Source organism: Ferribacterium limneticum (genome assembly GCF_020510625.1).
In the GTDB taxonomy this organism is placed as follows: Bacteria; Pseudomonadota; Gammaproteobacteria; order Burkholderiales; family Rhodocyclaceae; genus Azonexus; species Azonexus limneticus_A.
Genome location: NZ_CP075191.1, coordinates 1,682,012 through 1,708,889, shown reverse-complemented (window position 1 = coordinate 1,708,889; position 26,878 = coordinate 1,682,012). Strand labels below are relative to the sequence as shown.

At 61.1% G+C, this 26,878-nt stretch carries 13 protein-coding genes; 1 reads left to right on the top strand and 12 read right to left on the bottom strand.

The window, feature by feature from the left end; all coding sequences use genetic code 11:
• Positions 1 to 23 precede the first annotated feature (23 nt).
• The 12 genes from KI617_RS08030 to KI617_RS07975 form a co-directional block, all read right to left on the bottom strand.
• On the bottom strand, positions 24 to 11,582 hold the full coding sequence (locus tag KI617_RS08030) for a filamentous haemagglutinin family protein (protein ID WP_226451481.1): 11,559 nt from the start codon (positions 11,580 to 11,582) through the stop codon (positions 24 to 26).
• A gap of 39 nt (positions 11,583 to 11,621) precedes the next feature.
• Positions 11,622 to 13,202: a ShlB/FhaC/HecB family hemolysin secretion/activation protein gene (locus KI617_RS08025; RefSeq protein WP_226451480.1), complete on the bottom strand. Its 1,581-nt coding sequence runs from the start codon at positions 13,200 to 13,202 to the stop codon at positions 11,622 to 11,624.
• Positions 13,203 to 13,408: 206 nt separating this feature from the next.
• Positions 13,409 to 14,872 (bottom strand): substrate-binding domain-containing protein, encoded by a 1,464-nt coding sequence (locus tag KI617_RS08020; protein ID WP_226451479.1) that lies wholly within the window; start codon positions 14,870 to 14,872, stop codon positions 13,409 to 13,411.
• Positions 14,873 to 14,931: 59 nt separating this feature from the next.
• Positions 14,932 to 15,699: a PEP-CTERM sorting domain-containing protein gene (locus tag KI617_RS08015; protein ID WP_226451478.1), complete on the bottom strand. Its 768-nt coding sequence runs from the start codon at positions 15,697 to 15,699 to the stop codon at positions 14,932 to 14,934.
• A 474-nt stretch (positions 15,700 to 16,173) separates the two neighbouring features.
• A complete protein-coding gene (epsA, locus tag KI617_RS08010; RefSeq protein ID WP_226451477.1) occupies positions 16,174 to 16,947 on the bottom strand; it encodes an XrtB/PEP-CTERM-associated transcriptional regulator EpsA in 774 nt (257 codons plus the stop codon).
• A gap of 10 nt (positions 16,948 to 16,957) precedes the next feature.
• On the bottom strand, positions 16,958 to 17,755 hold the full coding sequence (locus KI617_RS08005) for an ankyrin repeat domain-containing protein (protein ID WP_226451476.1): 798 nt from the start codon (positions 17,753 to 17,755) through the stop codon (positions 16,958 to 16,960).
• 170 nt (positions 17,756 to 17,925) lie between these two features.
• Positions 17,926 to 20,142 carry a tetratricopeptide repeat protein gene (locus KI617_RS08000; protein WP_226451475.1) on the bottom strand — a complete coding sequence of 739 codons (2,217 nt, stop codon included), beginning with the start codon at positions 20,140 to 20,142 and terminating at the stop codon, positions 17,926 to 17,928.
• 14 nt (positions 20,143 to 20,156) lie between these two features.
• Positions 20,157 to 22,508 carry a tetratricopeptide repeat protein gene (locus tag KI617_RS07995; RefSeq protein WP_226451474.1) on the bottom strand — a complete coding sequence of 784 codons (2,352 nt, stop codon included), beginning with the start codon at positions 22,506 to 22,508 and terminating at the stop codon, positions 20,157 to 20,159.
• A 5-nt stretch (positions 22,509 to 22,513) separates the two neighbouring features.
• Entirely contained in the window at positions 22,514 to 23,020 is a 507-nt protein-coding gene (locus KI617_RS07990; RefSeq protein ID WP_226451473.1) for a type II secretion system protein, read from the bottom strand.
• 26 nt (positions 23,021 to 23,046) lie between these two features.
• Positions 23,047 to 23,427: a type II secretion system protein gene (locus tag KI617_RS07985; RefSeq protein ID WP_226451472.1), complete on the bottom strand. Its 381-nt coding sequence runs from the start codon at positions 23,425 to 23,427 to the stop codon at positions 23,047 to 23,049.
• A 3-nt stretch (positions 23,428 to 23,430) separates the two neighbouring features.
• A complete protein-coding gene (locus KI617_RS07980) occupies positions 23,431 to 23,910 on the bottom strand; it encodes a type II secretion system protein (RefSeq protein ID WP_226451471.1) in 480 nt (159 codons plus the stop codon).
• Positions 23,911 to 23,912: 2 nt separating this feature from the next.
• Positions 23,913 to 26,147, bottom strand: a complete 2,235-nt coding sequence (locus tag KI617_RS07975) for a secretin N-terminal domain-containing protein (RefSeq protein WP_226451470.1) — start codon at positions 26,145 to 26,147, stop codon at positions 23,913 to 23,915.
• 348 nt (positions 26,148 to 26,495) lie between these two features.
• On the opposite strand from KI617_RS07975, the gene KI617_RS07970 reads away from it, so the two are divergent.
• Positions 26,496 to 26,801 carry a hypothetical protein gene (locus tag KI617_RS07970; protein WP_226451469.1) on the top strand — a complete coding sequence of 102 codons (306 nt, stop codon included), beginning with the start codon at positions 26,496 to 26,498 and terminating at the stop codon, positions 26,799 to 26,801.
• The last annotated feature ends 77 nt before the right edge of the window (positions 26,802 to 26,878 follow it).

The following is a 26,878-nucleotide window of genomic DNA, read 5'->3' as shown; positions in this document are numbered from 1 at the left end:
GAATTTTGATTTTTACAGCCGTGCTACCCGGCCGCACGTGCACGCGCCTTGCGCTTGCGCTCTTCGTCATCAAGGGTGGCGGGGTCGGCTGCCGGCTCGCTATCCAGCACCTCGACCGTCAACATGCCGCCCGCACCATCACGCTTGCCGGCTGCCGGCGCTGCGTCTTCGAGGGCCTTGTTTTCGTTGTTGGTGGGATTGGTAACAGCGGCAACCGGTGCGGCAGCAGTCACCGGTGCAGGCGCCCCGGTCACTGCACCAGCCGCTTGAATGTTGCTGGCATTGAGAATGACGCGCGCACCGAGCGTGATGTTGCCCGTACTGCGCAGACCCGCATCACCGGCATCAATCGACCCCTCGGGCGCAAACAGGTCCATGTCGCTGGCTGTGGTATCGTCGCGTGAAGCAAGTACGCCGATACCCGAACCGGAAATCGAATTGGAGGTATCGAGAACGATCTGGCCATCACGAATGACCAGAACAGGCGGCGGCGTCGAAGCAGCCGTCTTCGAACCACTGCCGGCGTCAATGATGCCGCGATTGGCGAATACCATGATGTCGCCGCCATCCAGCGAGAAGCCCCGTGACTGATTGACCAAAAAATCCCGCTCGACAAAGGCAAAAATATTGCCTCCATTAACGGTAAATATGCCTTGAGCAGACGGCTTTTTCGTCTTTGTCGGGGCTGCCACACCAACAATGATGCTGCCGTCCGGCGCCAGCAGATGAATATCTCCACCCTGCTCGGTCTTGATCTGGCTCACCGAAAGACGGATGTCGCTATTTCCCGTCTTGCTATCAGGCAAGAACGCATCGGCCAGTGCCCGCGCCTTGTTGTACAGGGCCTTGTTCCCGCTGCTCTCGGCTTCGCGACCGATAGCTCTCAAAGCCACGAAAAACTGATCACGCAGCGCCGCATTCCCTACCTCGGGCCCGGCGCCGAGATAGGCCCTCAGGGCTTCATAGTCCGGTTTTCCGCCAGCGGCCACAAGAATCGAACTTCCCTCCTCAGCGAGATAGGGGTTATCCAGATTGCCGCGAGTAACTACCCCTTGGGTATCAGCCAGATCGACACTTTCCCCGGCGATCAGTTCGATTGCCCCCGGCCCACCCACCCGGATGCCAACTGCGGGATCGGTTACCAGGCCAGCTACCATCCTGGTAGCCTCGAACAGAATGCTGCCACCCGCTTCAAGCGTACTCACATCGGAGGCATGAGCATGCTGAACATCAACCTGGACATTCTCGAGATCGCCGCCAGCCTTGATATGCACGGCCTCATTGAAGCGCGATTCCGAACCCAGATTTTTATTACCGACGATATCGCCATTCAATGCGATCAAGCGGGATGCTTCATAGTCCTCTGCATGCCAGAGGCTCTCCGAATGCATCTCCCGTGCAGCCCCGTCAGTCGCATAACTGCTCAACCAGAAGCTGCTGCGGCCATTCGCACCCGCATTCCTGATCGGGTTGCTGAGGCTGGGAAGCAAATAGGACGGCAGGTCAAGCTGGACAATCGGATTCTCCAGTGTGATTGATTGACTAGCGAGCAAATCGAGTTGCCCGTGTGTCCCGGGGGCCTGAGAGAGATTTTTGACATCGATACTGCCATTGAGCGATACCACCTCAACTTGAGACGGCATCAGCATTCCGGCTTCGGCATCATCAATCCCATAAAACGATGATTCCGCATTCAATGCAACATCGCCGGCAATCGAAACGACGTCCAGCGCAGTATCGTCCCCATAGGTTCCGATACGCACGCTATTGGACTTGTAGAACGAATTCTCGTTCGTTGTACCATTTGGCTTCTTGGGCTGAGCCTGCACCCACAGCGGATTGAAGACGTTGCCCAACTCAATATTTCCGGTGGCAACGATGTGAGCCTCTGTATCGCCCATCGCCAGGCCAACATTTGAAGAGAGCGATCCAGCCTCAATATTCAGCGTACCGGTTTCAACGTAATAGAGGCCGCCGGTGATCGTTCCGGGCGTATAGACGCTCAGGTCGCCGCCGCCCTGCACGACGGCGCTCTCTGGCAGGCTCTCCCCATTGAGACTGGGCACCCGTCCATTGGTTGGAATGACCACGGTCAGATTATTGATTTCGGTGCCCGCACTAACCGAAATATCCCCGCCGCCGAATGCCGCAACACCCTCCTGGAATGCCCCGATTCGTGCCCACCACTGGGTGTCGACTGTATCGTTACCCAGCCGGTACAACCACTGGTTGATATGCCGGTTGGTAGTACTTTCCATGGAGATGCGCTCACCGGCGACCAATCGGATATCGCCCCCCCCTGATAGAAAGACCGGTGCGAACGTGCCATCGCCGTCATAAGGCGTGAAATTGCTCAAGGAATCGGCGGCAGCCGAGACGCCAGCCGTATAGACCGCCGCCCCCTTATTCAGGACGATGTCACGACGTGCGGCCAGGGCGATGTCACCCGTTCCGGTCCGGATGATCGCATTGCTTTTCATGATCAGGCTACCTGATACGTCAGATGCATCGACAGGCAGCGCCTGAGTGGCCAACGGATTGGCAGCCTGACGGTCCGCTCCAGCCACCAGGTTGAACGACCACGACTGACCGGACTGACCCGGTATTGCGTCACGTACAGTCATGTCCGACACGTTCGAGTCCTGGGGAACAAACCCGTCGCTCAATGTACCGTTCACTTTCAGGTCACCGGCAGCACGAATGGTCAATGCGCCGGCCTCCTGCTCAGCACCAAAGCGCAGCGTATTGAATGCCAGATTGGCGCTGATCGTGAAATCACCAGTGGAATCGTCCGGTGTGACGATTTCAACGCCAGGCCGGATATGCTCTACTGCTGCGTTGGTGAAGCCCAGGCTCTTCCTCAGGGTTTCCAGGTTCTTCTCCGTAAAGCTGCTGGCCAGCGTGCTATTGATACTGTTCAGCCCAATGCTTGAACCGCTCGAATCCCCCGTGTCCAGAGACGTTCCGGTTTCGGTGTAATAGAACTCCGCCGCCACATCAGAGGCACCGGAAATCTTGCCCGCATGGGAAATCGGCAGTTTGTCCAGCCAATCAGCCTGTGTCAGATTCACCTCGCCACGCAACGTCACTTTGCCGCCCTTGGCCTTGCTGTATTCCGTCACCTCGCTACCGTCAGCCTTCACCACCTTGCGCGTCGCGGTAGCGACATTGATCACGCTGTCCTTGTCAGTAATCACCTTGCCGGAACCGCTGGCACTCAGGATCACCGTTCCGCCTTCGCCGCGCGTCCCGGCATTGTTGGCATCGGCGATGAACTCCTGGCCCACGGCCAGCAAATTCCCGCCCAGACTCACATCGCCGTTGCGACTGTAAAGTGCAATCCGTCCGCCCTTGGGGCCCGAGGCATCAATGCTCGAACCCTTGGCGATGGAAATCCCCCCCTGGTCCGTCGCCAGAAGTACATCGGCCGCCACCAGCGATTTGCTCAAGGCGAGGTCACCAACACGCTGGCGAATATCCCAACTGCCCCCAAACTGGCGTGACGCTCCCTGAAGCGTCGCGTTAACCAGGGCATCGAGATTGTCAGAAGCAGTTTCGGCCGTATCGCCCTTCAGAGAAGTCGCATCAACCTTCAGTTTTCCTTGCGCGGCCCCTGCCTTGGCCGACGCCAGAAGCGTCTCCTTGCCGACGAATACCGTCCCGGCCACAGCCTCCAGTGTCAGGCTGCCGGCATCGCCGCCATCCGGATTTGCCGCAACTGAAACGCGCGCGCCTTCTTTCACGCTGACATCACCGGCATCCGCCTTCAGAACGATGCTGCCGCCCGGCGCATAAGCAAACGTATCGTCGAAAGCCACCTTGCGTCCTTCGGCTGCCAGCACTGCTCCATCGCTCACTAGCACACCGCCGTCGGCCTGGCTACCCGTTGCACGCAGCGTCAGTTTGCCCGCCGGCGTCTCAATGCGCCCCGATACGTCAATCGCCTTGCCACGCAATTCAAGGCTGCCACCCAAACCTGCATCACCGGTTGCCTCACTTCCGCCCTTAACGGTCGTCTTGCCGGTAGACAGCAGCAGATGATCGGCCGTACCAACGGTAACCACGCGCCCGGCGTCAATATTCAGAGCAACGCCGCTGCCGCTACCGGCTGAGTTTTCGGCCTTGGTTACGCCCGTTCCGGAAAAACGAAGTTCCTTGCTGGCCGTCACGGAAACGCTATCAAAACCGCCCAGCGTAAAGCCGGCAGTCTCGCTCTTGCGCATCGAGGCAGTTCCATCATCTGCATCCGTCGACGTCGCATTCCCGCCGAACTCAACCGTCCTGGCAGCGATATCCAGTTTGCCTTTACCTAATGACTGTCCGTCAGGAACAGAGAATTTGACGTTGGCCGGATCAATATTCTCGAAAACCACTGTATCAGCCTTGATCGAAGCCGTAGAGTCTTCTGCGCCACGGCCAGCCAGGCCAGCTGAGGCGAGGACCAGTCGATTGAGGCTTTCAGTGCCCAGTTCCGCATTGCCGTAGAAATCGAGCGTCGTGTAGCTGGACAAGCGGATCTCGTCGGCCAAGGCAAACCTGGCCAGATCGCTGTTGCTCAGCGTCAGACCTTCCGTCGGTATGCTGTCGTCACCAACGACGTTAATGCGCCCGGCGCCAATGGCCACCGCACCGTGACCATCGCGCCCGCCATCAGCCATCCGTTTCCCGAGCATGATCTCGCCACTCAACACGTTCTTGTTCGTTGCATCGAAGTACAGCGCGCGCCCGGCCACCGACGCAGTCGCTTCGACGAACAGATCACCCGCAGTTTTGGCTACGGTACCGTCACGGGTCACTACAGCCTGTCCGCTTTCCGCGACACGCATGAAAGCGCCATCGCCGGAAAGCACAATGTTCCGCGCCACACCTTCGCCAATCGACTCGACTTTGCTCTTCGCTGTGACGGTCACGTCCTGATTCGCCGTCAGCATGATTTCATTGGCCACCAGAGCCGACGCGGTGTTGGCCACCTGCAGACTATCAGCCAAGGTTTCGATGTGCGTCTTGCCGTCAGTGACCGTGCGAACCCCGCCCAGCAGGAGGCTGGACACCCCCAGCGCATTCAGTTTTTCCTGATCGATTCGCGACCAGGTTTTGTCCGGTGCCGAAGCCGAATCGCTGACCATCAGCTTGGGTGCGGCGAGATCCAGTTGCATGCCCAGGCCCGCCCGTTTCCGACCGTCCTCCGCGACAATTTCGGCCTGCCGCATGGCGACGACCGCCGGATCGAAGACCAGGCTCTCCCGTCCAATTGCAGCCAGGCGGCCAGCATCGCCCGCAAGACTATCCGACTTGTCATAGAAGAATTGCGTTGCTGTCGTCAGGACGTACTTGGCCCGATCGGCAACTTTGGCACTGCTGGCCAGTTCCAGCGTCAACGACTGATTGCCATAGGCGGTAGTCGATCCATCCTGATTGACGGCCAGACGCTGGCCGGACACCAGCCATGTTCCATCGGCTTGCTGCAATGCACCGCCGAGCGTTGCGTTGTTGCTCGCTTTCACGGTCACCAGATAAGCACCCGGAAGCACTGCATAACGTGCTGGTAGCAACACGTAACTTCCGCTCAGACCGTAAGGATTCTTGCCCAACTCGATCCGATCACCAGCCTTGACTGACGAAAGTCCACCAGCACTGTCGATCAGGTAGCCATTCTGCAACTGGCTGTCCGTGGCCGAGAAACCGCTCCAGTTAGGCACAATGGCATAAGTGTCGGCACTGCCCGCCAGCACATCCTTCTTGCCGCCGGGACCAGCGGTAAATTCCCAGGCCAGGGCCTCGCCACCACCCGACAAGTCGATCTCCGCGCCCGAGACAATCTTCGTGTCCGCGCCATCGACGACGACGCTCTTGGCCGGCAAGGATGTAACCTCCACGCCGTTGTAGTTCCAGGTGCCGCCCGATTCCAGCGTGTAGCCGAAAAGCAAGTCGCGATCAGCGGCAACCGATGTCTTGCTGGTCGAACCCAGCGTAACCGAGCCTCCCGGAGCGCTGAAGACGATCTCGCCAAGCGGCGCCGTCACGGTTCCATCATGGGTAATGGTGGCGGCAGCGAATTCCAGGCGTCCGGCCGGCGACAGGGAAACATCGGCATAAGCACCGACCGGGCGGGTAATGGCTATGCTGCCCTTGGGATCGGACAGGACATCGACCTTGAAATCGCTGTAAGTCGATGGACTGAGCCGGGCCGCCGAAAATTCGAGATAACCGCTCGCGCTCATCAAGCCGTTGTAGTTGCGCCCCCCGGATCGGTTTGTTCCCTCGTTGTTGGTGCTATCGAAATGGATTGCACCGCTACTGACGAACTTGCTCTCGGCAAAGCCGCTCCAGCCGAAAGCCCCGAGCAGCCCAATATCCCGGGCATGGAATGATACTTGGCCGCTCCCGGTAGACACCGCCTCGATATCCAGCAACTTGTCGCTATCGGACACGGCTTCGACGGAGTTGGAATTACCGATCTGGATCGCTGCAGCCCGCAAGGTCGCATTGGTCGCATCCGTTGCAGCGGAGAAACGGGGCGCATTCAATACCAATTGATTCTGGATGCTTGCATTGACATCTCCAGACAACTGGATTTCATTCTGGCTGGTCAAGTACCAGGAACCAAAACCGCCAGCCAACAGGGGCGCCAGATCAAGCGCCGCCTTGCCATTGAACTGTTCCGCATCAAGCGAAATTTTACCGGCCAGATAATCCGCTGCGTTGACGCCAGACGGCCACTGTGCCGCATGTTTCTCAGCCGACTGATATAGCGTCAGCACTCGGGCCGCACGAATCGCCAAAGACTCGTCATCGGTCGCCGCCTCGGGGAGCCCCCAGGGATTGATGTCATTCTTGACCGCAGCAAGACTCAGCGAAAAAACACCGCCGAGCGCATCCTTGCCGCCAGCCGCATCATATCCGCCATCGAGGAACATGCCTGCATGGGCGGCCAGCTTGACCACGCCACCGGAACTGCCAACCGTCCGGGCGGCAGTGCTCACACCCGAGCCCGCATTCGCTGCAATATTCAATGTAGCGGTCGCCCCTGAAACATCGATGAGTGATCCCTCGCGAGTTATGACATAGCCGAGGCCTGCATCCAGGGTAATCGTTCCACCGCTAGCCAATTCACCGACGTAACGTCCCTGCCGGAGCAATTTTTCGACTGACACACCGGCATCAAGCGCCTGTCGGGTGGCAGTGGAAAGAACTGTTGTTCCCTCTGCCAAAAGCTTGGCGTTGGGACCGAGATAAATCGATTCGGACTGCTTGTCACTGGTGTAATTGTTTTTGAGCGCCTCACTAATCGCGGCCCTGCTCAGCGTGATACTCCCCGCCGGGGCCTCCAGCGTTCCCAGCACGGTCAACTGACCGGCCGACTCCAGATTGATGCTGCCCTTGGGCGAAACGCCAAGGTAAGCACTCTCACTGACCAGCAGGTCACCGAACAACAGGTTGGTGGTTGCCAGAGAAAGGCTTGTCGGCCCACTGCGACGATCAGAATGCAACACACGTGTATTGGCAAAACCTGAAATCGCGCTGCCCGTCGCTTGATAACGTGCACTCGTCACCTCGGCCAGCGACCAGTTCAACGGATCGGGGGAGAGTGTGATTTTTTTGCCGACCGTCAATGCATCACGACCGACAAAGGCGAAACTGTAGAAGCCGCCTTTGTCGACGATTCCTTCGTCTAGGGAAATACCGACCTGCCCTTCAGCCATGCGGCTGGCGTGCGACCAATCCTTGCTCAGCGGATCGAAATCATTTGTCGCCACGAAGTCCACGCTGGCTGTCGTCATTTTCAGACTACCGCCCTTGCCCAGCGCATAGCCGGATAGCGTCCCGTCGAGAAAGATGCGGCTGCTGTCACCATCGAGCTGGAAACCCGAGCCACTCTCAAGGGCAATTGAACCCGCATCGCCCGACGTCACCGTCCCGGCAGTGCTGACCCAGCCTCCGCCAGACACATCGATATGACTTCCCGCTTCGAGATCCAGGTCATAGGCAGACTTCAAGCTAACGCTGCCACCACTGATTGCCTTGGCAGTCGTGCTCGCCTTGCCGTCAAGAAAATCATTGACCCAGCGCCCAGCCGTAGACAGCTTTGCCCCCGAAGCCAGGACCAATGTCGAATACCTCCCATCGACCGCAGTTGGGAAATCACCGACTGCCTGGCTCATATCCCGGGTCGTCAGAGTGATACTGCCCCCTGGAGTGGAAATATCACCAGCGACATAAATCTGCCGACCTGAAGCACTGAAACTCCCACCCTCACTGAGGTTGAGGCCAATCTCTGCCGGAATATCGATACGCCCATCACTGGTAATACTAAAGCGCGAAAACCCGTTGGCGACCAGGTTTTCAGACAACTCCAGGCGCGGCCCGGCAGCATCGTCGGCGCTCAGCCCTGCCGCCGCATTCGCCGCCCCCTTGACGAAGGCAATCTGCGCCCTGAGATACGCGTCATCCTTCTCGGCCTCGCTGGCCGTATCGCGATTGGCGACGGTGTAATGCTGCCCGGCATCCTTGATAATCAATTGCCCACCCAAAGGAAGGGCATAGCGATCCGTCGCCGGATCGCCACCGACCGTACGCTGGCGTGTCCCGACGGTGGTTTTTGCCACCAGATTGCCGTCGACCGCAAGATTGTGCCCAACGACTTCCACGGTGCCTGCACTCTTGCCTTCCACGTAGGCCGCCTCCTGGTGGGTCTGCGTAACCAGCCCGGCATACGCGGCCGAAGTCGGCGCATCGTTCAGGCGATAGCGCTGGCCGCTGAACGTGATCGCCATGGATTCCTTGACCGTGCCAGCTGAATAGTCGATGCGACCGCCCGATACATTCAGTTCGGCACCTGACTTGACGACCACGCTACCGAGGGAACCAATGGAAATCGTGCCACCGGTCGATGCCAGTTCGTTAACCGTTTGACCTATCGCATTTATCCAGCCGTCTATATTGGCAATGCTCACCGAGTCACGCACATCCACCCAGGCTGTTTCTCCGCGCAGTGCGCCGTTCCGTTGCACCGTATTGTCGGCCAACTCGTCGCCACGGAGTTCCACCCGGACGAACAGGTCGCTCACCGCCTTGCTGGCGCTGGTTCCGGAGGCGTCGATCCGGGCACCATCGGCCACATAAATGCCGACACCGGAAGCTGCAGCATCCTGGGGCACACTAACCCCGTCTACACCAAAGGCATTGAATTCCGAAAAGGCATCGCTGGCCCGGAACTGGATACGGCCCGCCTTGGCTTCGATATCCGCATCGCCAATGACAATTTTCTTGGCCAGCGCCTCAATAGACGACAGAACGAAAGTCTGGTCGCTGGTCAGGGTCCGGCCATCGCTCCCGTCAATGGCAACCACGGTCGAACTGCCATCCGCGAAGCTCAGTGTTCCACCCTCGCTACCCGCAATGAATGTCGTTACATCGGAAATCGAACTAGTCAGCGAAGTCCCGGTCGATGCAACGATGCCCTGCTCATCGTACTGGCGATAAAAGGTATTGAGCACCGTTGGCACGCCGCTACCTGAAGTATTCAGCATATCGCGCGCATTCAGGTGAATCGACCCGTTGGCTACTGCCGAGGTGCTTGCCCAAAGCGTACCGGCCTGAATGATTTCATTGCCGACCAGTGTGATGTCACCCAATGCGGCGCGTACCGTACCCGTGTTGCTAACCCGATTGGCGTTCAATTCGCCGCGCGAGAGGGCAAACCAGATCGGTGTCCCGTCACTGACCAGCGTCGGTTTGCCGCTCGAGTTCAGTTTCAACGAACCATCCGCATTGCGCTGGTACTTATGGGTACGCAGCGCGACCAGCGGGTTAACCTCGGCGCTGAACCCGCGATAAGCCGATGAAAAACCCGGTTTCAGATAAAGATCGGCGCCTGCCGCCAGAACAACCTGCCCGCCCTTGTAAACCGGGTTTCCGCTGCTGTCGGTCTGCGTCGTCCGTCCGGCGAGAATCGTACCGCCCTGATTCACCTGGCTGCCGGCCAGGATGACATATCCGTTCTCCAGGCTTTCAATTTGAGCGCCAGCCGCCACCGTGACCGAAGCCTGACGGAAGGCACTCAACGCATCTTCGAATTTCTGCGCGGTATCCTCCCCTTCCTTGAAAGTCACGGTCGGCGATTCATACAGGTAGAAAGCCCGCTTGGTGACATCAGTCTGCCCCAGCAGTCCGGTAGTCAGCAGGCTACGGTTCATCCCCAGGCCGGACGCCACGAAACTATTGGCAGAAACACGCGCGCTGGCGCCAAAGTTGAAGCCTTTTTCGTTGACGAAGACCAGTTGCCCATTAGCCACGATCGCACCATCGATGTTCGAGCGACCGGCGGTGCTGACAAAAAGGCTATCGTCAGGCAGCTTCCAGTTTGGATCGTAAATAATGTTGTAGGCAGTCGACCCGGCTGCCGACTGCACGAACTCGACCTTGGTCCCGGCAGCGACATTGAAACCGCTGGCCCAGTCGATCTCGGCCACGGTACCGCGCTGGTTGATCGTCAGTCGCTCGGTCTCGGTCGTCCCGCTGCCGGAGATCAGCATCGTGGTCCCGTTCAGATTGACCGCCCGGGTGGCGTTGACGATGCCTTTCTGGTTCACCACCAGGGCTGCCAGAGTAACTACCCCGTCCTTACCCATGTCAATGCGACCACGCTGAACGACACCATCAGCATCGGTCACCTGATTGTTGGTTACCGAACCATCCAGGGCAACGGTGTTGCCCAGCGTATCCCGGCCCGCTACAGACTGTGTTTCCACCAACAGGCCGCGCAGATTCGGATCGTCCGGCACCGTCAGGATGACCTTGCCGCCAGCTGCGAGGATCGCCTCGCCACCACCGCCGCTTTCGATAAGCCCAAGGTTCTCGACCGTCTTCGGCGCAATCAACACGACCTTGCCCCCGGTAGACGTGGTAATTCGAGCACCAGCATCGAGCATGACGTAACCGGCTTCAAATCCGGAGGCACTGCCATCCCAGACAAACTCCAGGCTATCGCCCCGGCTGCTCGGCAAGCCGTTATTGAGCAGCTTGCTGGCCATGGCATCAGTCATGTTGAGCGAGGATGCGACCAGGCCGCCGACATTCACCTGCGCCCCGTTGCCGAACAGGATGCCGTTCTGGTTGATGAAATAGAGCTCCTTGCCGGGCGCCGACAGGCGTCCCATGATCTGGCTCGGATCGTTGCTCCAGATACGGTTGAGGATGCGCAACGCCTCACCGGTGTATTCCACCGCAGCCTGGCCACCAACGTTGAAACTGTCCCAGTTGAGGCCGACGGTTCGGCTGGCAGTCGGCACCGTCATCGTGTTGATGCCGTTGACCATGGCCGTCGTCGGTGCCCCGCCGGTCACGGTGCCATGAAAGACGAAGGGGCGAGAACCGCTGGAAGGAACCGGCAACGCAGACAGCGAGGGCGGAATGGGCGGAGCAGCCAGGGCGACACCAGCACCCGCCGCCGCTACGCCAAGGATGACCGCCGCTACCTGCTTGCGCGCACTCTTCTTGCCGCGCCCGCGCACAAACTCCGCCACCGCCACCCAGGCGTTGCGCTCGACATTGAAGACCAGCCGATAGATACCGTGGTTCATGTTTGACTCCTGTTCTTTCTGGGCGGTGCCCTGATGCGCCTAGAACTCGTAACCCAGGCGCGCATGCACGCGCTGTGTGCCGGATGACGTTCGCGGACCGTCCTTGAGTGCCTGGCCAATATCGACAACGAGCAGCGGTCCGCCCTTGTCGCCCTTCAACCGGAGGCCGACCCCGGCACTGGCCAGGGTAAATTCATCGTTCTGCCCGGGCAGCGGGCTCCTCAGCCAGACATGCGCCCCCTCGAAGAAGCCGAGCAAGCGCAGGCCGGCCCCGCCGATCTCGAGCAAGGTCGGTGTCTTGACCTCGGTGCGCAAACGCCAGCCGACATCGCCGGCAGCCTCACCCTCGTAGTAAGCGCGCACGGTATCCATGCCGCCGGCCAGAATCTGCTCCGGCGACACCAGCGGCTGCCCGGCTATCTGGAAATCGAGCTTGGCCACCCCTTCCCAGCCGAGCAGGCGTTTCGAATAGCTCAGGTCGCCGCGCACCACCGAAAATCCGGGGCGGGCATAGGCCCGGCGGCAGGCGAACTGGTCCATCTGCACACCCTGGCAATCCACTTCCCGCGAGTTGTACCCGGTATTGATCACCAACCCGAGATTGCCGACGAATTCGCCGGTTTCGCCGAAACGGCTGAAGGTGTACTGCGCCACCAACGGCATGTAGCGCAGCGGCGTTTCCTTGCGGTCGGCGCCCAGCGCGTTCTGGGTTTCCGCCAGATTCTTGAAATCGGCCCCCAGCGAGATGGAATGGAAAAATCCAGCAATCCCGGCCGGCTGCGGCAGCGTGAACGACATCCGGCCGCCCAGGGTCGTGCCCTTGCCCACCACATTGCTGCCCACCGCCGAGGCAATATTGCTGTTGGAATGCTGGATGAAGGCCGACAGCGAGCGCGTCGCACTCAGGGGCGCACTATAAAAACCGGCCAGCACACTGACTTCGTCGGTCTTTTCCGGCGAAACCACGTAATTCAGCCCGGCGCTATGCTGCTTCTGGAACAGGTTGGCGTAGCGCACCCCCGCCTCCAGACGGAGCAGCGAGGTATCCGGACTCTGCCGGTTGTTCAGTTCGACGTTGCCGTGCAGCGGCAACTCGTCTTCGACTGCCAGTTCGACCTCCATGGTGCCGGGGCGCGCACCGGGGCGCAGCAGCGGCGTCACCCGGCGGTCGGCCGAACGGCCGGCCTGCGCCAGCTCAGCCTGCATGGTCGGAAAATGCGGCACCTTGCCCGGCGCCACTTCCGGCACTTCGGCGCGCAGGTCGCTACGCGAAGTGTATTGGTTGCCGCTGACCTTCAGCCGCTCGACCTGCCCCTCGATGACCTGCAGGCGGATGATGCCAGTCGATACCGACTGCTCGGGGACGACCACCGAGACCGACAGATAGCCGTGTTGTTGATAGGCAGCTTCAAGGGCTGCGCGAGCCTTCTCGACATCGCCAACCAGCTTGCCAGGGCCAAGCGATGGATAAACTGCCCGTTCAATCTCGACTTCGTCGAGCACCGTATTGCCCTCGACGGAAAACTCGAGCAGATCGAAGGCACCCGGAACCGGCGTAGCCGAAGCAAAAGCCGCCGCGCCAAGCAGGCCGGCAGAAAGGAGAATTTTGTAGACATGCATAGCCTGAAGATTATCGCCAGGCGACATTACCCCCCCATGAAGCGAAGAGCGCAAAACCTAGTCCGATCGGACTATCCAAGTGAATTCAGGCTGGCATGTACTGCGTAGCAAAAGCTCACGAAATGGCTGGACAAAAAAAACGACCCGGACAAGCCGGGTCGTTGGCAAGAAGAACTCAAGCTGCCACGGATGGCAGGCTAAAGCGCTTACAAAGGCAGTTTCGGATAGCTACGGACAAACGGGGCGCACTGGTCGCCGTTAACATACTCGGCCGTGAGTACTTGATCGCCTTCGTAATCGCCACCCGGGATGGCCATGGCAACGTTCTTGAGGTCGGTGATCCCTTGAAGGACAGCCGGATCCTGGGCCTTGGCAACGAACTGGTCAAGCAGAGCGCGCTTGGCATTACCGGCGGTGCGAGCCGGGATGTTGAGGGTAACCCAGCCCTGCAGATCCCAATCGCCGTTCTCGTAGGTTTCCTTGGTCGGGAACTTGCCGGTACCGGTGGTGGAAACGGCGCCAGAGGTGCTGTTCCAGTAATACTTGCCAGCACCATCCAGCGAACGGAACTGCCAATTGCCGGGGCTCTTGGCGGAGCTCAGGCTATCCAGGGACAGGGTACCAACGGCCTTGTGACCACCAGAGCCCTGGAAGTTGACATTCACTGTGTTGCCGCTGCGATCCTTGGTGGTATAGGTGCCGCCGACCTGAGCCTTGTCCAGGCAGGTACGGACGTCGGAAGAAGTCGAGTTCTCGACAACGACCAGTTGATTCAGCGCCGCCGGGATGGTGTAGGTCTTGGTGGCGCTGTTCCAGATGGAACCCGACTTGGAGCGGTCAGCCGGCACGTTAAAGGTACCGCAGGGGAAGTTGCCGGCCCACATGTTGAAGACAGCTTGCGTGCCCGAACCCGGCACGCGACGGCAAACGACGATCGGACCGGACTCGGCGCCGGTTTCGTCCACATCCGACCAGTTGGTTACGTTGCCACCGAAGATGGCAGCAATCTTGGCGCGGGACAGATTGACATCGCCCAGCGCGTTGGTCGCCGCGATACCGAAAGCCAGGCCATACAACGGAGCGATCTTGCCGGCGCCGGTAAAGCGGGCCAACTCGGTAGCGGACAACTGCGCTGCAGCCGTTTCGCCTTCGGTGTTGTACGGATACTTGAAGTACTTCGGCGCAACGTCGGAGACGCCGGCATCCGGGGTACGCGTATCGTTGGTGCAGGTATAAGGCACGCTGGTACCGTCCTGACCGCTGATGCCGCAAGCATCGCTGGTCACGTTCAGGGATTTGATAACGTCGGCACGGGCGACGGAGTCGACGCCATAAACCGAACCGCCTTCGACACGATAGATGATGATCACATTGGAGCCGGCGGCCCAGGTGCCGGCAGCAGCCTTCAAGGTGCCCGCATAAGCTTCATAGTCCTTGGTGGACTTGGTGGAGATGTCAGTAAAGCGGACCGGGCTATTGAGCATGCTGGCGGCGATGGTGCCAAAGCCCTTCTGCACGGCAGAAGCCCCGGAGATGAAGAGGACGCGGCCGTTGGTATTGGCATTGTCGACCATGGTCTTGTGGGCACCAGACAGAGCGGCGTGGGCGGAACCGGCAGCCATGGCGGCGAAAGCGGCGGCGCAGAACAGAGCGGATTTCTTGAGTTGCATGGATTTCTCCTGAGGGATTCAAGGCCGGCACCCGCAGGGGGTGCCGGTTGCGACAAAAATCAGGCGCGCTTGTTGCGGCGGGCCATGAAACCGATCATGCCCAGGCCGGCCAGCAGCAGGGCGTATTCGGAAGGTTCCGGCACGGCGGCAACAGAAGACATGTGCAGACCGCTGCCATCGAGCCAGACCTTGACGCTGTCGGCGCCATCGGCATAGACGTTGTAGACCGAACGCGCCGACGTTGAATTGGCCATGGTGGCGCGCAGGAAAGACAGGCCGTCGGCATAGCTGTCGGTTGCCAACGTACCGCTGTTGGAGAAATTCAGGCCATTGTTGATCTTGTTGCCAAAGCTGTCCGCACCGGCGTAGGCCGGGTTCACGTTGGTGACGATAACCGAGTCGGCACCGGCGGCAAGCTCGGTGTTAACTGCAGTGGCAAATTGTCCAATGGTGCCAACCGCATTGGTACCAGCGTTGTTGCGAATGTTCGAAGAGCCAAGAGTGGAGAAGGTGGTCAGAAGACGGGCCACGCCATCACCATCGGCGGCAACGACGTTCCACTGCAGGCTGGTCTGGTCGGCAGTACCGAGGAAGGAAACGAGCTTGGTATCGGACCACAACTGGCTAAAGGCACCCGAAGCAGCCAGGGCGCTCTCGAAGCTGTCGATAGAGACGTTCAGATCGAGCGTGTAGGAGCCATTGGCATCCCAAACATTGAAGAACAGTTCGCCATTGCCGCTGGCACCAGCATCAATGGCAGCGTTGGCACCGGCAGCAGCGACGGCGAGCGTCACGGCAGCAGCGAGAGTCTTGAGAGAAAACTTCATTGAAAACCCCTTTAAAAATTGACTGTGCTCCAGAGCGAAGCGGAAGATGGCAAAGAACGACCAGCCAGGCCACTACCAACCGGATGCCCACTTACACAAACCTTGGGAATTACTTCTTCACCCGGGGCAGCACCTTGCTGACGAGAGCCACTTTAGGTATGTCAGATGACTCCAGATACGGCACCTGCAGGTCTTTTTGACCCGCCAATCGGACTAGGGGGATAGCTCGATTGGCTCAGCCGACACAGCGCTCGTTGTCACAATCTGAAATATTTGCCGCATTCGGGCCTGGCTGGCTCTTTTCTGCCTGCCGGGATTGCGTTGTCGTCGCGGGAAAAATCGAAAATTGCGCTCGGCCCGAAGCTGCCACGTTCCGCGCTGACCGAAAGGCGGGAACCCGCGTTTCCTCAACTGCCTCGGGCGCCACGGGAATATCGGTTCCAGCCCGAATTCCCGCCAGGCATTCCAACGCCGCTAAGCCCCCGGCTGATCGCCGATCAGCCGGGCCTTGACCGCCTTGGCAACGGCCTGGGCCCGATTCGAGACATCGAGTTTGCGCAGGATGTTCTGGATATGGTTTTTCACAGTGAGCGGACTAAGCAGCAGTGTTTCGGCGATCTGCTGGTTAGTCATGCCATCACGGACCAAAGAGATGACCTGAGCCTCGCGGGGGCTCAAGTGGGTGCTGAAGCGAACCGTTGGACTGGGTTCGCACTTTTCCTGGATCAGCATGCGATGCAAGGTGGTGTGCAGGTAAGGCAGCAGCATTTGCGCGAAGTAGACATGGCGCCGGCCGGGCGCTTCCGGCATGTTCAGGAAGACGAAGAAACCGGAGCTATCGCCCGAAAATTCACGCGTGCCGTGCGCCATGGCATGACCAATGGAGAAACGCGCCAGCAGCCGGCCAACCGGGCAATTGTTACTGGCACTGCCCGCCTCGCTGGCAAAGGCTTTCGGAACATGCCCGCCATGTTGCCAGCCATCCAGCACCAGCTCGACCAACTTGTCAAAATCGCCGCCCGCCACCTGGTTGCCAAGCAATTGGGTTCGCCCGAGAACTTCATAGCGAAAGGACGGTGTGCCGTATTCGCCATGGCCAATAATCAGTGCCTCGTGCGGCAGAAAGCTCTGCAACACGCCTTGCGACCAGAGGAAGTACTGGTGGCGCAGATGCACCTGCTGCGAGGATTCGATGGTGATCAGCAAACGTTCAAGATCGACCGGACTGAGGGTGACCAGTGCGTCCATGAACGAATGCTCAGTCAAGATTGATTGGCCAGGCTTCGCGGCTGGCGCCGCGTTCGACGAGCAAACTTTCGGCCAGCGCCTGGTCGTAGCGCCGCGCCCAGTAGAGCGCAGTCAGACCGTTGCGGTCGGGCAGATCGGCCGCGACCGGGCTGTCGAGCAGGACCAGCAGGCAAGCCAGCCGGCCGCGCGCTGCCGCCAATGCCAGCGGATGCAGGCCCTCGCGGTCGTAACGCTCGGGATCGGGGCGGGCGCTGAGCAGAAGACGGAGAATCTCCGGCCGGTCGAAGCGGACGGCCTCATGCAGGGCTGTGGCGCGGTTGTCGCTGCGGGCATCGACGTCGGCACCGGCCTGCAACAGGATGCGCACAATACCGAGATTGCCGACTGCAGAAGCCATGGCCAGCGGCAGGCGCCCTTCCGGCCCTTTGACGTTGGGGTTTGCCCCGCGCTGGATGAGCAGGCGAGCGATTTCGGCATACTCACCGGCGACAGCAGCAAGCAGCGGCCGTTCGCCCAGTTCGTTGGCGCCGTTGGCCAACGCCCCCTCATTGAGCAGTGTCTTGACCGTATCGATCTGGCCGGCCTTGACGGCGGCGAGCAAATCGCGCGTCGATGCGGCAGCCACCGGCCGGCTGTCTTCCCACGCAGCCTTGGCCACGGCGGAAAAATCTTCAGGCAAGGCCCGTTGGCGAGCCTTGACCGACAATGGCGCCAGCCGCTCGGGCACAGCGGGGCTTTCCTCGAAAGCCTGTGCCGAAGCAGCAGCCGCGAAAACGACGATGGGGACGACGGATAGAGCAAGGCGCATGACGGCTTGATGGTAAATTTTTACTAAGCCCGTGAATCTAGCTGCTCTTGATTACCTTACCGTTGCAGAACGGTGACAAATACCCCGGTTCGCATAAATTGCCCCCTCCCCTTTTTGTCCCGCCGACATCCATGCGAGTGCCCCGCCCTGCCCAATAATCCGTGCAGACATCAGACCTGCGATGGCTCGGCGGCAATAACTATGTGATCCGGCGGCAACCCGCCATCGACCCTTTGCTGCATCGCGAGATAGGCCAGCTCCAAGTGGCGCGTGAAGCGCCGGGTATCGAACAGCGGCGCGCTGTCGCGGTTGTTAGCCAGGCGTTCACGCAGTACCGCCAGGCGGGCCGGGTCCGTCGCCAGAGCCAGGGCAAGGATCTCGTATTCGTCGGGGCTTTCAGTCACCAGTTCGGGCAGGCCGATTGCGTTGAGCAGGCTACCGGCCATGCGCTGGGCGAAGGTTTCGCCCAGGCAGGTGAGCACCGGCAGGCCAGCCCACAGCGCATCGCTGGCCGTGGTGCCGGCGTTGTAGCCGAAGGTGTCGAGAAAGAGATCGGCCTGCCGGTAGCTAGCCAGATAGTCGGCCAGCGGCATGCGTTCGGTGAAGATCAGGCGGCTGGCGTCCACGCCGCGCTGGGCGGCCTCGCGCCGTAGGTTGGCGGTAGCCACGGGGTCAGCTTCGGCCAACCACAGCACGCTGCCCGCAACCTGCTGCAGCAAGCGCATCCAGATAGTGAACTCGGCCGGGGTGATCTTGTAGGAATTGTTGAAGCAACAGAAGACGAAGCCCTGTTCCGGCAGGCCGAGCTCGGCGCGGGAACGCCCCGCTTCGGCAATCGCCTTGCGGTTGTCGTTGACCTGGAAGGTATCGGGCAGCCAAACGGTCTTTTCACGGTAATGCGGGCGAGCTTCGGCCGGAATAACGATCGGGTCGGCAATGATGTAGTCGATGTAGTCGGCCCCCATGCTGCCGGGGTAGCCGAGGTAGTTGACTTGCACCGGCGCCGGCCGCATGGCGAGCACATCGGTGCGCGCCCCCTGGGTGTGGCCGTTGAGGTCGACGAGGACGTCAATTTCCAGGTCACGGATCAGCGAGGCAAGTTCCCGATCCGGCAGTTCTCTGACCTCGTGGAACTGCTCGAAGGCCGATTTCAGGCGCAGGTGCCAAGGGTCGTCGTTGGCCGGCCCGAAGTAGAAGGCATGAACTTCGAAGCGCTCGCGGTCGTGTTGTTCGAACAGGCCGGCAGTCAGATAGGCGACAGCATGGTTACGCAGGTCCGACGAGAAATAGCCAACCCGCAGGCGTTGGTGGGCGTAGATTTCGCCCGGCCATAGCGGCGCCTTGTCGGCAGGCTGCCAGCGGGCAACATAGCGCTGGTTGTGGTCGAGTTGCTGCGCCGGCGAGGCAAGGATGGACAAGGCGGCGAACGGCGATGCAGCCTGCCAGCCAAGAGATTCTTCGCGGTCGATCAGGGCCCGCCAGTGGCCAATGTCGTGCCAGTCACACAGTGTCAGCCGGGTTTGCAGCAGTTGCCAGACGACCCGTGAGGCCAGCTTGTCGTCCAGCCGGCAGACCCGTTCGAAATCCTCGGCCGCCTCGGTATGGCGTTTGACCGACAGGAAGAGATTGGCCCGCATTTCATAGGCTTCGGCGGCATCCGGCTTGCGCGCGATGGCCAGTTCGAAGCTGCGCAGCGCATCGTCCTTGCGATTCAATTGATGCAGGGCGTCACCGCGATTGATGCAGGCATCGACGTAGTCCGGCTTCAGCACGATCGCCCGGTCATAGGCAGCAATGGCTTCGTCGAGGCGTTTGAGTGCATTGAGGGCGTTGCCGCGATGGCAGTGAGCCTCGGCATAGTCCGGTCGCAGACGCAGCGCTTCGTCATGGCTGGCCAGCGCTTCGTCAAAGTGCCGCAGTTCCTTCAGCACGTTGCCACGATTGGTGTGTGCTTCGGCAAAATCCGGCGCCAGCGCGATGGCTCGGTCGTAGCTGGCCAGCGCCTCGGGCAGGCGATTCTGTGCCTTGAGTGCATTGCCACGATTGTTCCAGGCCTGGGGATACGAAGACTTTAGCTCGATTGCTGTCTCGTAGCTGGCCACCGCCTCGGCGTAGCGCGCCAGCTCGTGCAGTGCGAGGCCGCGGTTGTAGTGGGCCTGCGGCATGGCAGGGTTCATGTCGAGCGCGATGTCCATCAGCGTGATGGCCGATTCGTGGTCGCCACGCTGATGATGGCAGAGGCCAAACAGAAAGACGGCGCCGGGGTTTTCCGGCTGCACTTTGAGCACTTCGCGATAGGCGTTTTCGGCCTCACCGATCCGGCCGGCCTGATGGAGTTCAACAGCACGGCCGAACAGGGCTTGTGGATTCGATTGGCGAGTTTGCATGGTGACGTACTCGGTCAGGATTCAAACGGGGCAACATGGAACGAGGCCGGCATTTCGCCCTGTTGCTGGCGGTTCCACATGGATTGGTAGGCCTGCTCCAGATGGCGCGTGAAGCGCCGGGTGTCGAATAGCGGCGAGGTGGCTCGATTGCTGGCCAGGCGTTCCCGGAGTTCGCTCAGGGCAGCCGGGTTGGTGGCCAGTTCCAGTGCTCGCGCCTCGTAGGCGGCGAGGTTGCCGGTGATCAGCTCGGGCAGGCCGAGGGCGCGCAGCAGGCTGCCGGCCATGCGCGCTGAAAAGGCGTCGCCGACGCAGGTGAGGACCGGCACACCGGCCCACAGTGCATCGCTGGCCGTGGTGCCGGCGTTGAAGGGCAAGGTGTCGAGAAAGAGGTCGGCCAGCTGCAAACGAGCGAGGTGCTCGGCGTAGCGGATGCGCGGCGAGAAGACCAGGCGCTCGGGCGCGATACCCCGCCTTTCGGCCTCGACCCGCAGATTGCCCTGCACGCTGGCGTCGGCGCTGGCCAGCCAGAGCACGCTGCCCGGCACGGCGGCGAGCAGGTGCATCCAGATGTCGAAGAATTCCGGTGTCAGCTTGTAGGTGTTGTTGAAGGCGCAAAAAACGAAGGCTTTTTCCGGCAGGCCGTGGGCGGCGCGTACCGCTGGCTGTGGATCGATGGCGCGCCGGTCGTCGTTGCCCTGGAAGCATTCGGGCAGATGGACGACTTGCTCGGCATAGTGCGGGCGCGCCGCTTCGGGGATGACGAAGTCGTCGGCGATGATGTAGTCGATGTAGTCCGCCCCCATGCTGCCGGGGAAACCGAGGTAATTGACCTGCACCGGCGCCGGCCGGGCTGCGAAGATGGCTGTCCGGCCATCCTGGGTGTGGCCGTTGAGGTCGACTGCGATGTCGATTTCCAGCTCGCGCAACAGCCGGGCGACTTCGTCGTCGCTCATTGCCGAGACGTCGACGAAATGCTCGAAGGCCGCCGCTACCCGGTTGGCCATGGCGCTGCCGTCGCCGGGCTTGAGCGAAACGCCCCAGATCTCGAAACGCGTTCGGTCGTGCGCCTCGAAAACGCCGGCCAGCAGATAGCTGAGCGCGTGCTCGCGAAAATCAGTCGAGATATAGGCGATGCGGATGCGCACGTGAGCGTAAGGCCGGGCATTGCAGAGCGGCGTGACGGCCGGCGGATACTTGGCAGCCGTGTAGGCTTGGGCACAGCGCAGTTGCAAGGCCGGGTCGTCGCTCACGGCCAGGAAGGGGAAAGGCAAATCGCGGACCACGCCGTCGGCACTTGCGGCCAAGGCAGTGCGCTGTTCGGCGTGGCGTCGCCAGTTGGCGGCGAACTGCCGGCAGTGGAAGAGCTTGCCGAGGGCGTAGCGGTGGCCGGGGGCCAGTGCCATCAGGCGCTCGTAGGAAGAAGCGGCTTCGTCGTAGCGCCCAAGCTCCTGCAGCGCACCACCCCGATTGTAGAGCGCCTCGAGGTAGTCGGGCCGGCGGCTCAGCGCCTGATCGAGTGCGGCGATCCCCTCCTCCACCCGGCCCAAATCGACCAGCACGTTGCCGATGTTGTAGTGCACCTCGGGAATGTCGGGGCGCAGTTGGGCTGCCATGCCGTAGGCCTGCAGCGCTTCATCGCTGCGCCTCAGTGCCAGCAGCGCGTTGCCGCGCCAGTAATGCGCCTCGGCATCATTCGGCATCCGTGAGAGAAGGCGTTCGAAGCAGGCCAGCGCATCGGTGTGCTTGCCCAGCGCCATCAGGGCGACACCGTACTGCCCCCAGGCGCCTATGTGATCCGGCGCCAGCCGCAGGCAGCGGACCAGGGGGACCAAGGCATCCTCTGCCCGGCTCTGCGCCATCAGGGTAATGCCCAGGTTGTAGAGCGCCTCGACAAAATCGGAACCCAAGCTCAGGGCGCGGCGGTAACTGGCCTCAGCCTCGGCAAGCCGCCCCAGTTCGCGCAGGACATTGCCTCGATTGTTCAGCGCTTCGGCAAATCTCGGCTTCAAGGCCAGCGCCTGTTCATAGCTGGCCAGCGCCAGTTCAGGGCGGCCAAGCCCCTGTTGCGCCAGGCCCAGGTTGCAGTGCAAACCCGGCGCCTCGGGCGCCAGGGCGACAGCGCGCTGCAGCAGTTCGGCGGCGGCCTCGAAGCGCCCTTTCTGGTATTCGATGACGCCGAGAAACTGCAGCGCATCGAGGTGTTGCGGCGCTGCCGTCAACACCTGCCGGAAATACACCTCGGCCGAACCCAGTTGCCCCTGCTGCAGCAGGGAAACGGCTTGTTCCAGGATGAATTCCAGATTGCGCGGAAGCGGCGAAATGCCCGCGCCGGAGGCTGCCTTGCGTTTTTTTCCCTGGCTCATCATTGACCTCAATTCTGCTTGGCTGCAACGTTGGCAACTGATGGCGAAGGCGTGCCGCCACTACCCAGAAAGCGCCATTCGGTATATTTCTCGGCCCCCTCGAACCCTTCCAGCCCCGGCCCGAAGCCAGCGATCTTGATCGGCTTCTCCAGCGAGCGGCTGGCCACACCCAGGATTCTCCCTTGCTGCCGGATCAGCTCCCATTCGCCATCTGCCATCATCGGTTCGCGGTAGAGCCGGCGCAGGTGGCGGACCGGGTTCGGAAAACGTTTGTCCTGGAGCAGGTCGGCCAGCTTTTCCGGGTACTGCTTGTCACCGCCCGGCGTTTTTTCGTAGTAGCTGCCGATGGCGCGGCGGTATTCCTCGCCGATGAAAAGCAGTTCCTTTTCCTTCTCGCGTCGGCTTTCCATCTGCCAGAGCACGCCCGTGCCGGCCAGCCCGATGCCGGCGATGGCGATGGCAAACATCAGGCCGAGGTAGGTAAAACCCGCCTGCCGACCAGTTTCACTTCCCACCCCGCAAGGCAGCCGTCCGGCGCACATCACCATGTCGAATAGTCGCTGCCGTTTTGCCCCTGCCCTTCGGCCCCGCTGCGGATGTCCCAGACCTTCTTCTGGCCCGGCTCGTCGGGTGGCGGGACGAGCACCCAGCTCTCAGTGCTGTCGGTGATCGGGTCGGGCGGCACCTTGCGCAGGTAGCGTTTGGTCACCAGTTCTTCCAGCGTTTCCGGGTAGCGGCCGGTGTCGCCGCGGTATTTATCGACCGCGTCGCGCATCACGGCCAGCGATTCGCGCAGCGATGCTTCGCGCGCCCGGTCGAGATGCTGGAAATAGCGCGGCACGGCGATGGTCAGCAAGGTGGCGATCACCGACATGACGACCAGCAACTCGATCAGCGTGAAGCCTTTTTTAGCGCCGGCCATGGCTCACCACTCGCGGTAAGGCGTGCCGTTCAGGCCCACCCCGCCGGACAATGAATAGACATCGAAAACATCGACGCCGGCCAGCGGCGCATCGGGCGGGCTGGCGTAACTGCGCCTGCCCCAGGTCTGCGCTGCCGTCAGGGCCGGATCGTCCGAAAACGGGTCGCGCGGCATGCGGCGCAGAAAATAGAGCTTGGTCTTGTTCGGGTCCTGAATATTCTCGACACCCTGATCCAGGTCTTCGAGACGGCGCGGATAGCCGCTCTCGTCGACCTTCTTCTCGACCTTGCCCTCGTCGACCGCACGCTTGTAGGCGTCGATGCCGGCACGAATCTGGCGCAGCGCCGCCCGCAAATCGGTTTCCTTCTGCCGCTTGACCGTCACCTCGATGATCGGCATCGCCGTCATCGCCAGAATGCCGACGATGGCGACGGTAATAACCAGTTCGATCAGGGTGAAACCCCGATTGGGCAGGTCGATCATGGCTAGTTGAGCTTGAGCGCGTGAGAGGTCGAAGACCCCGGCAAGGCCTCGCCGCTATCCAGCACCGCGCTGACGACGTCGATTCTCGTTTCTCCCTTGGCGCCAGGCAGGACGCGCAGGCGCAGACCGCCCTGCCCCTGATCGAGGCGCAGACTGACGCGGCCCGGCGCGCTGGCCGATGGCTGTTTGGCTTCCATCAACGCCGGATCGTAGGAAATCTCAACCTGGAGCCCTGCCGCCTGCCCGGGCACGCTGATGCTGATTTCGACCTCGCTGCCGGCAGCGGCCTCGGCCGGGCCGGCAATCTGCAAGCCCTCGGGCGGCGAAGCCGGCAGGGCGGCGCCGCGCTCCGGTGCTTCGACGAATTCAGCCGATGGCGCCTGAACAGCCCGGGCCGACCCACCGCCGGCAGCGGCAACCCCACCGCGCGCGGCCACGCCAAGCGACTTCGGCCCCTGGTTCTTGATGCTCATGGCGGCTGAACCAACCGCCGATTCCGTCCCGGAAGGCAAGGCCGGCTGCCCGAAATCGGGCCGGTGGATGTTGCGCAAGACGCGCGGCGTGATGAGCAGGATGATTTCCGTCTTGACCGAGGTATCGCGCTGGCTGCCGAAAGCCCGGCCGATCACGGGAATCTCGCCCAGCCCGGGAATATGGCTGGTGGCCTTGCGTTCCTCGTCGTTGATCAGGCCGGCCAGCACCTGGGTTTCGCCATTCTTCAGGCGCAAGACGGTGCTCGCGCTGCGCGTGCCGACCTGGTAAGCCAACGAATTGGACGGCCCGGTCACTTCCTTGACGATGCTGCTGACTTCCAGCGCCACCTTCATCGACACCTCGTCGTCGAGCGTGACATTCGACTCGACATCGAGCTTGAGGCCGACATCAAGATAGCTGACCGACGCGGCAACGCCGACATTGGCGGTCGAGGTGGTGGTGAATACCGGCAGCTTTTCGCCGATGTGAATCTTGGCTTTTTCGCGGTTCTTGACGCGGATGCGCGGGTTGGCCAGCACGTTGGTGTCGCTGTTCTGGCCTTTCAGGTTGAGGGTCATGCCGGGGTTGGCAGCAAAAGAGGTCAGGCCGCTACGATTTTTCAGATCGATAAAACCGGCGGCAAGCGCGCCTCCCGGTGTAGTCACGCTTTGTGTCACACCGTTGACGATGGTTGTCGTCGTCGCCTGACTCTGCAACTGGCCGTAGCTGATCGAATCCGGCCAATCCAGCCCGATCTCGTTCAAGCGGCTGCGCGTCACCTCCAGCACCTCGACCTCCAGCATCACCTCCGGCTCGGCCAGATCGAGCGACTCGATCAGCCGCTCAACCAGCCGCATGGCGTCCGGCGTGTCCTTGACGATCAGCAGGTTCAGCTTGTCGTCGGCGAAGACATCCTTGCTCTTGGCCACCGTCTTGACCAGGCTTTGCGCCTGTTTCACATCGGCGTTGGCCAGGTAGAAGCTGCGGGTGACCAGTTCCTGATACTCCTTGGCCTTGGCCGGTGTATTCGGATAGATCAGGAAGCTGTTGTCGTTGAGCTGGCGTTTTTCCAGCTGGTTGGTCGTCAGGATCAGCCGCAGAATGTCTTCCAGCGGGCTGTTGCGGACGAAGAAAGTGACCTTGGTATCGCCCTTGACGTCCTTGTCGAACACGAAATTAAGGCCGGACGAGCGCGAGAGCACCTCGAAGACCGACTTCAGCGTCGCATCGCGAAACTCCAGCGTCACCGGCTTGATCATCGCGGCCCTGGCGGCCGGGCTGGACGCCGGGTTCATTTCCTTTTCGCGCTGCAGGTCGATCATTTGCTGCAAGCCACGCGCCACGGGATTGAGCTGGTCCTGCACCCGCACGGTACGAACGATGCGCTCGGCACCAAGCAGATCGCCCTTCTTGAACAACTGCTCGGCCTGGGCCAGTTGCGCCGCATTGCGCCGGTCCGCCGCCAGTTGCTCCAGGCCCTGCAAGGCACGGGCGTTGCGCGCATCGATGGCGAGCGCCCGGAGATAAGCCGCTTCAGCCGCCTCGAGGGCGCCGTTCAGCCGCTGGCGCTGCGCCTCATCCAGATAGGTATCGACCGTTTCGCCCTTGTGGCGAACCATCGCCGCCTTGATCTCGGCATCGCGGGGCCGGTCGCGCGCCGCTTTCTGCAGCGAGGCGACCCCTTCTTCCTTCTTGCCGGCGGCCATGAAATCCAGCCCGTCCCGGAAGGCCGGATGCGAACATCCGCCCATGACAACGGCCATGGCCAACAAAATCGAGCTATTTTTCAGGCAACAATCCAATCGGATCCGCATCGTGATGAACCAGGACAAAAGTCCGTCATGCTAGGAAGCCTGCGTTACAGGTATGTTAAATGGATCGATATATTCCATTAGTGAGGCGCCGATTAATTCGGGAATGTCATTCCCGCGAAAGCGGGAATCCAGTTCAAGCATGGATCCCCGCTTTCGCGGGGATGACGATTTAATCAGCGTTCCATTGACGGCTCATCTCGACCTTCACACAGATGAAACCTGCGGCCTCGATACTCTCCCGACATCCGGCCGCCGGGCATCGACTGCCCGCGGCGGCCATGACGAAGGGAGAAACCGATGAACCGCAGCGTTGGCGAAACGAAACACCCCGAAGACATGCAGGCCCTGCGCCGCCTGATCGCCCACCTGGCCCCGCAATGCGGCCTGGACCTGGCCAACCGCTCGGCTGTGCGGCACTTTCTCGACCACGATTCGGCCAGCAACCGCAGCGAAGCCATCGACCCCCTGCTCTGCCACGAACTGCGCGCCATGCTGATCCTGCTCTACCGGCTGGAAGGCAGCAGCAGCGAAGACCTCGGCGTCGAAGGCCTGCGCCGCCTGTGGCGCCAGCACGGCGAATTCCTCGCCCGCTTTCAGGGCTGATCGACAACACCGCTAGGGAAACGCTGATTCATTCGGAAATGTCATTCCCGCGCAGGCGGGAATCCAGAAAAATCAAC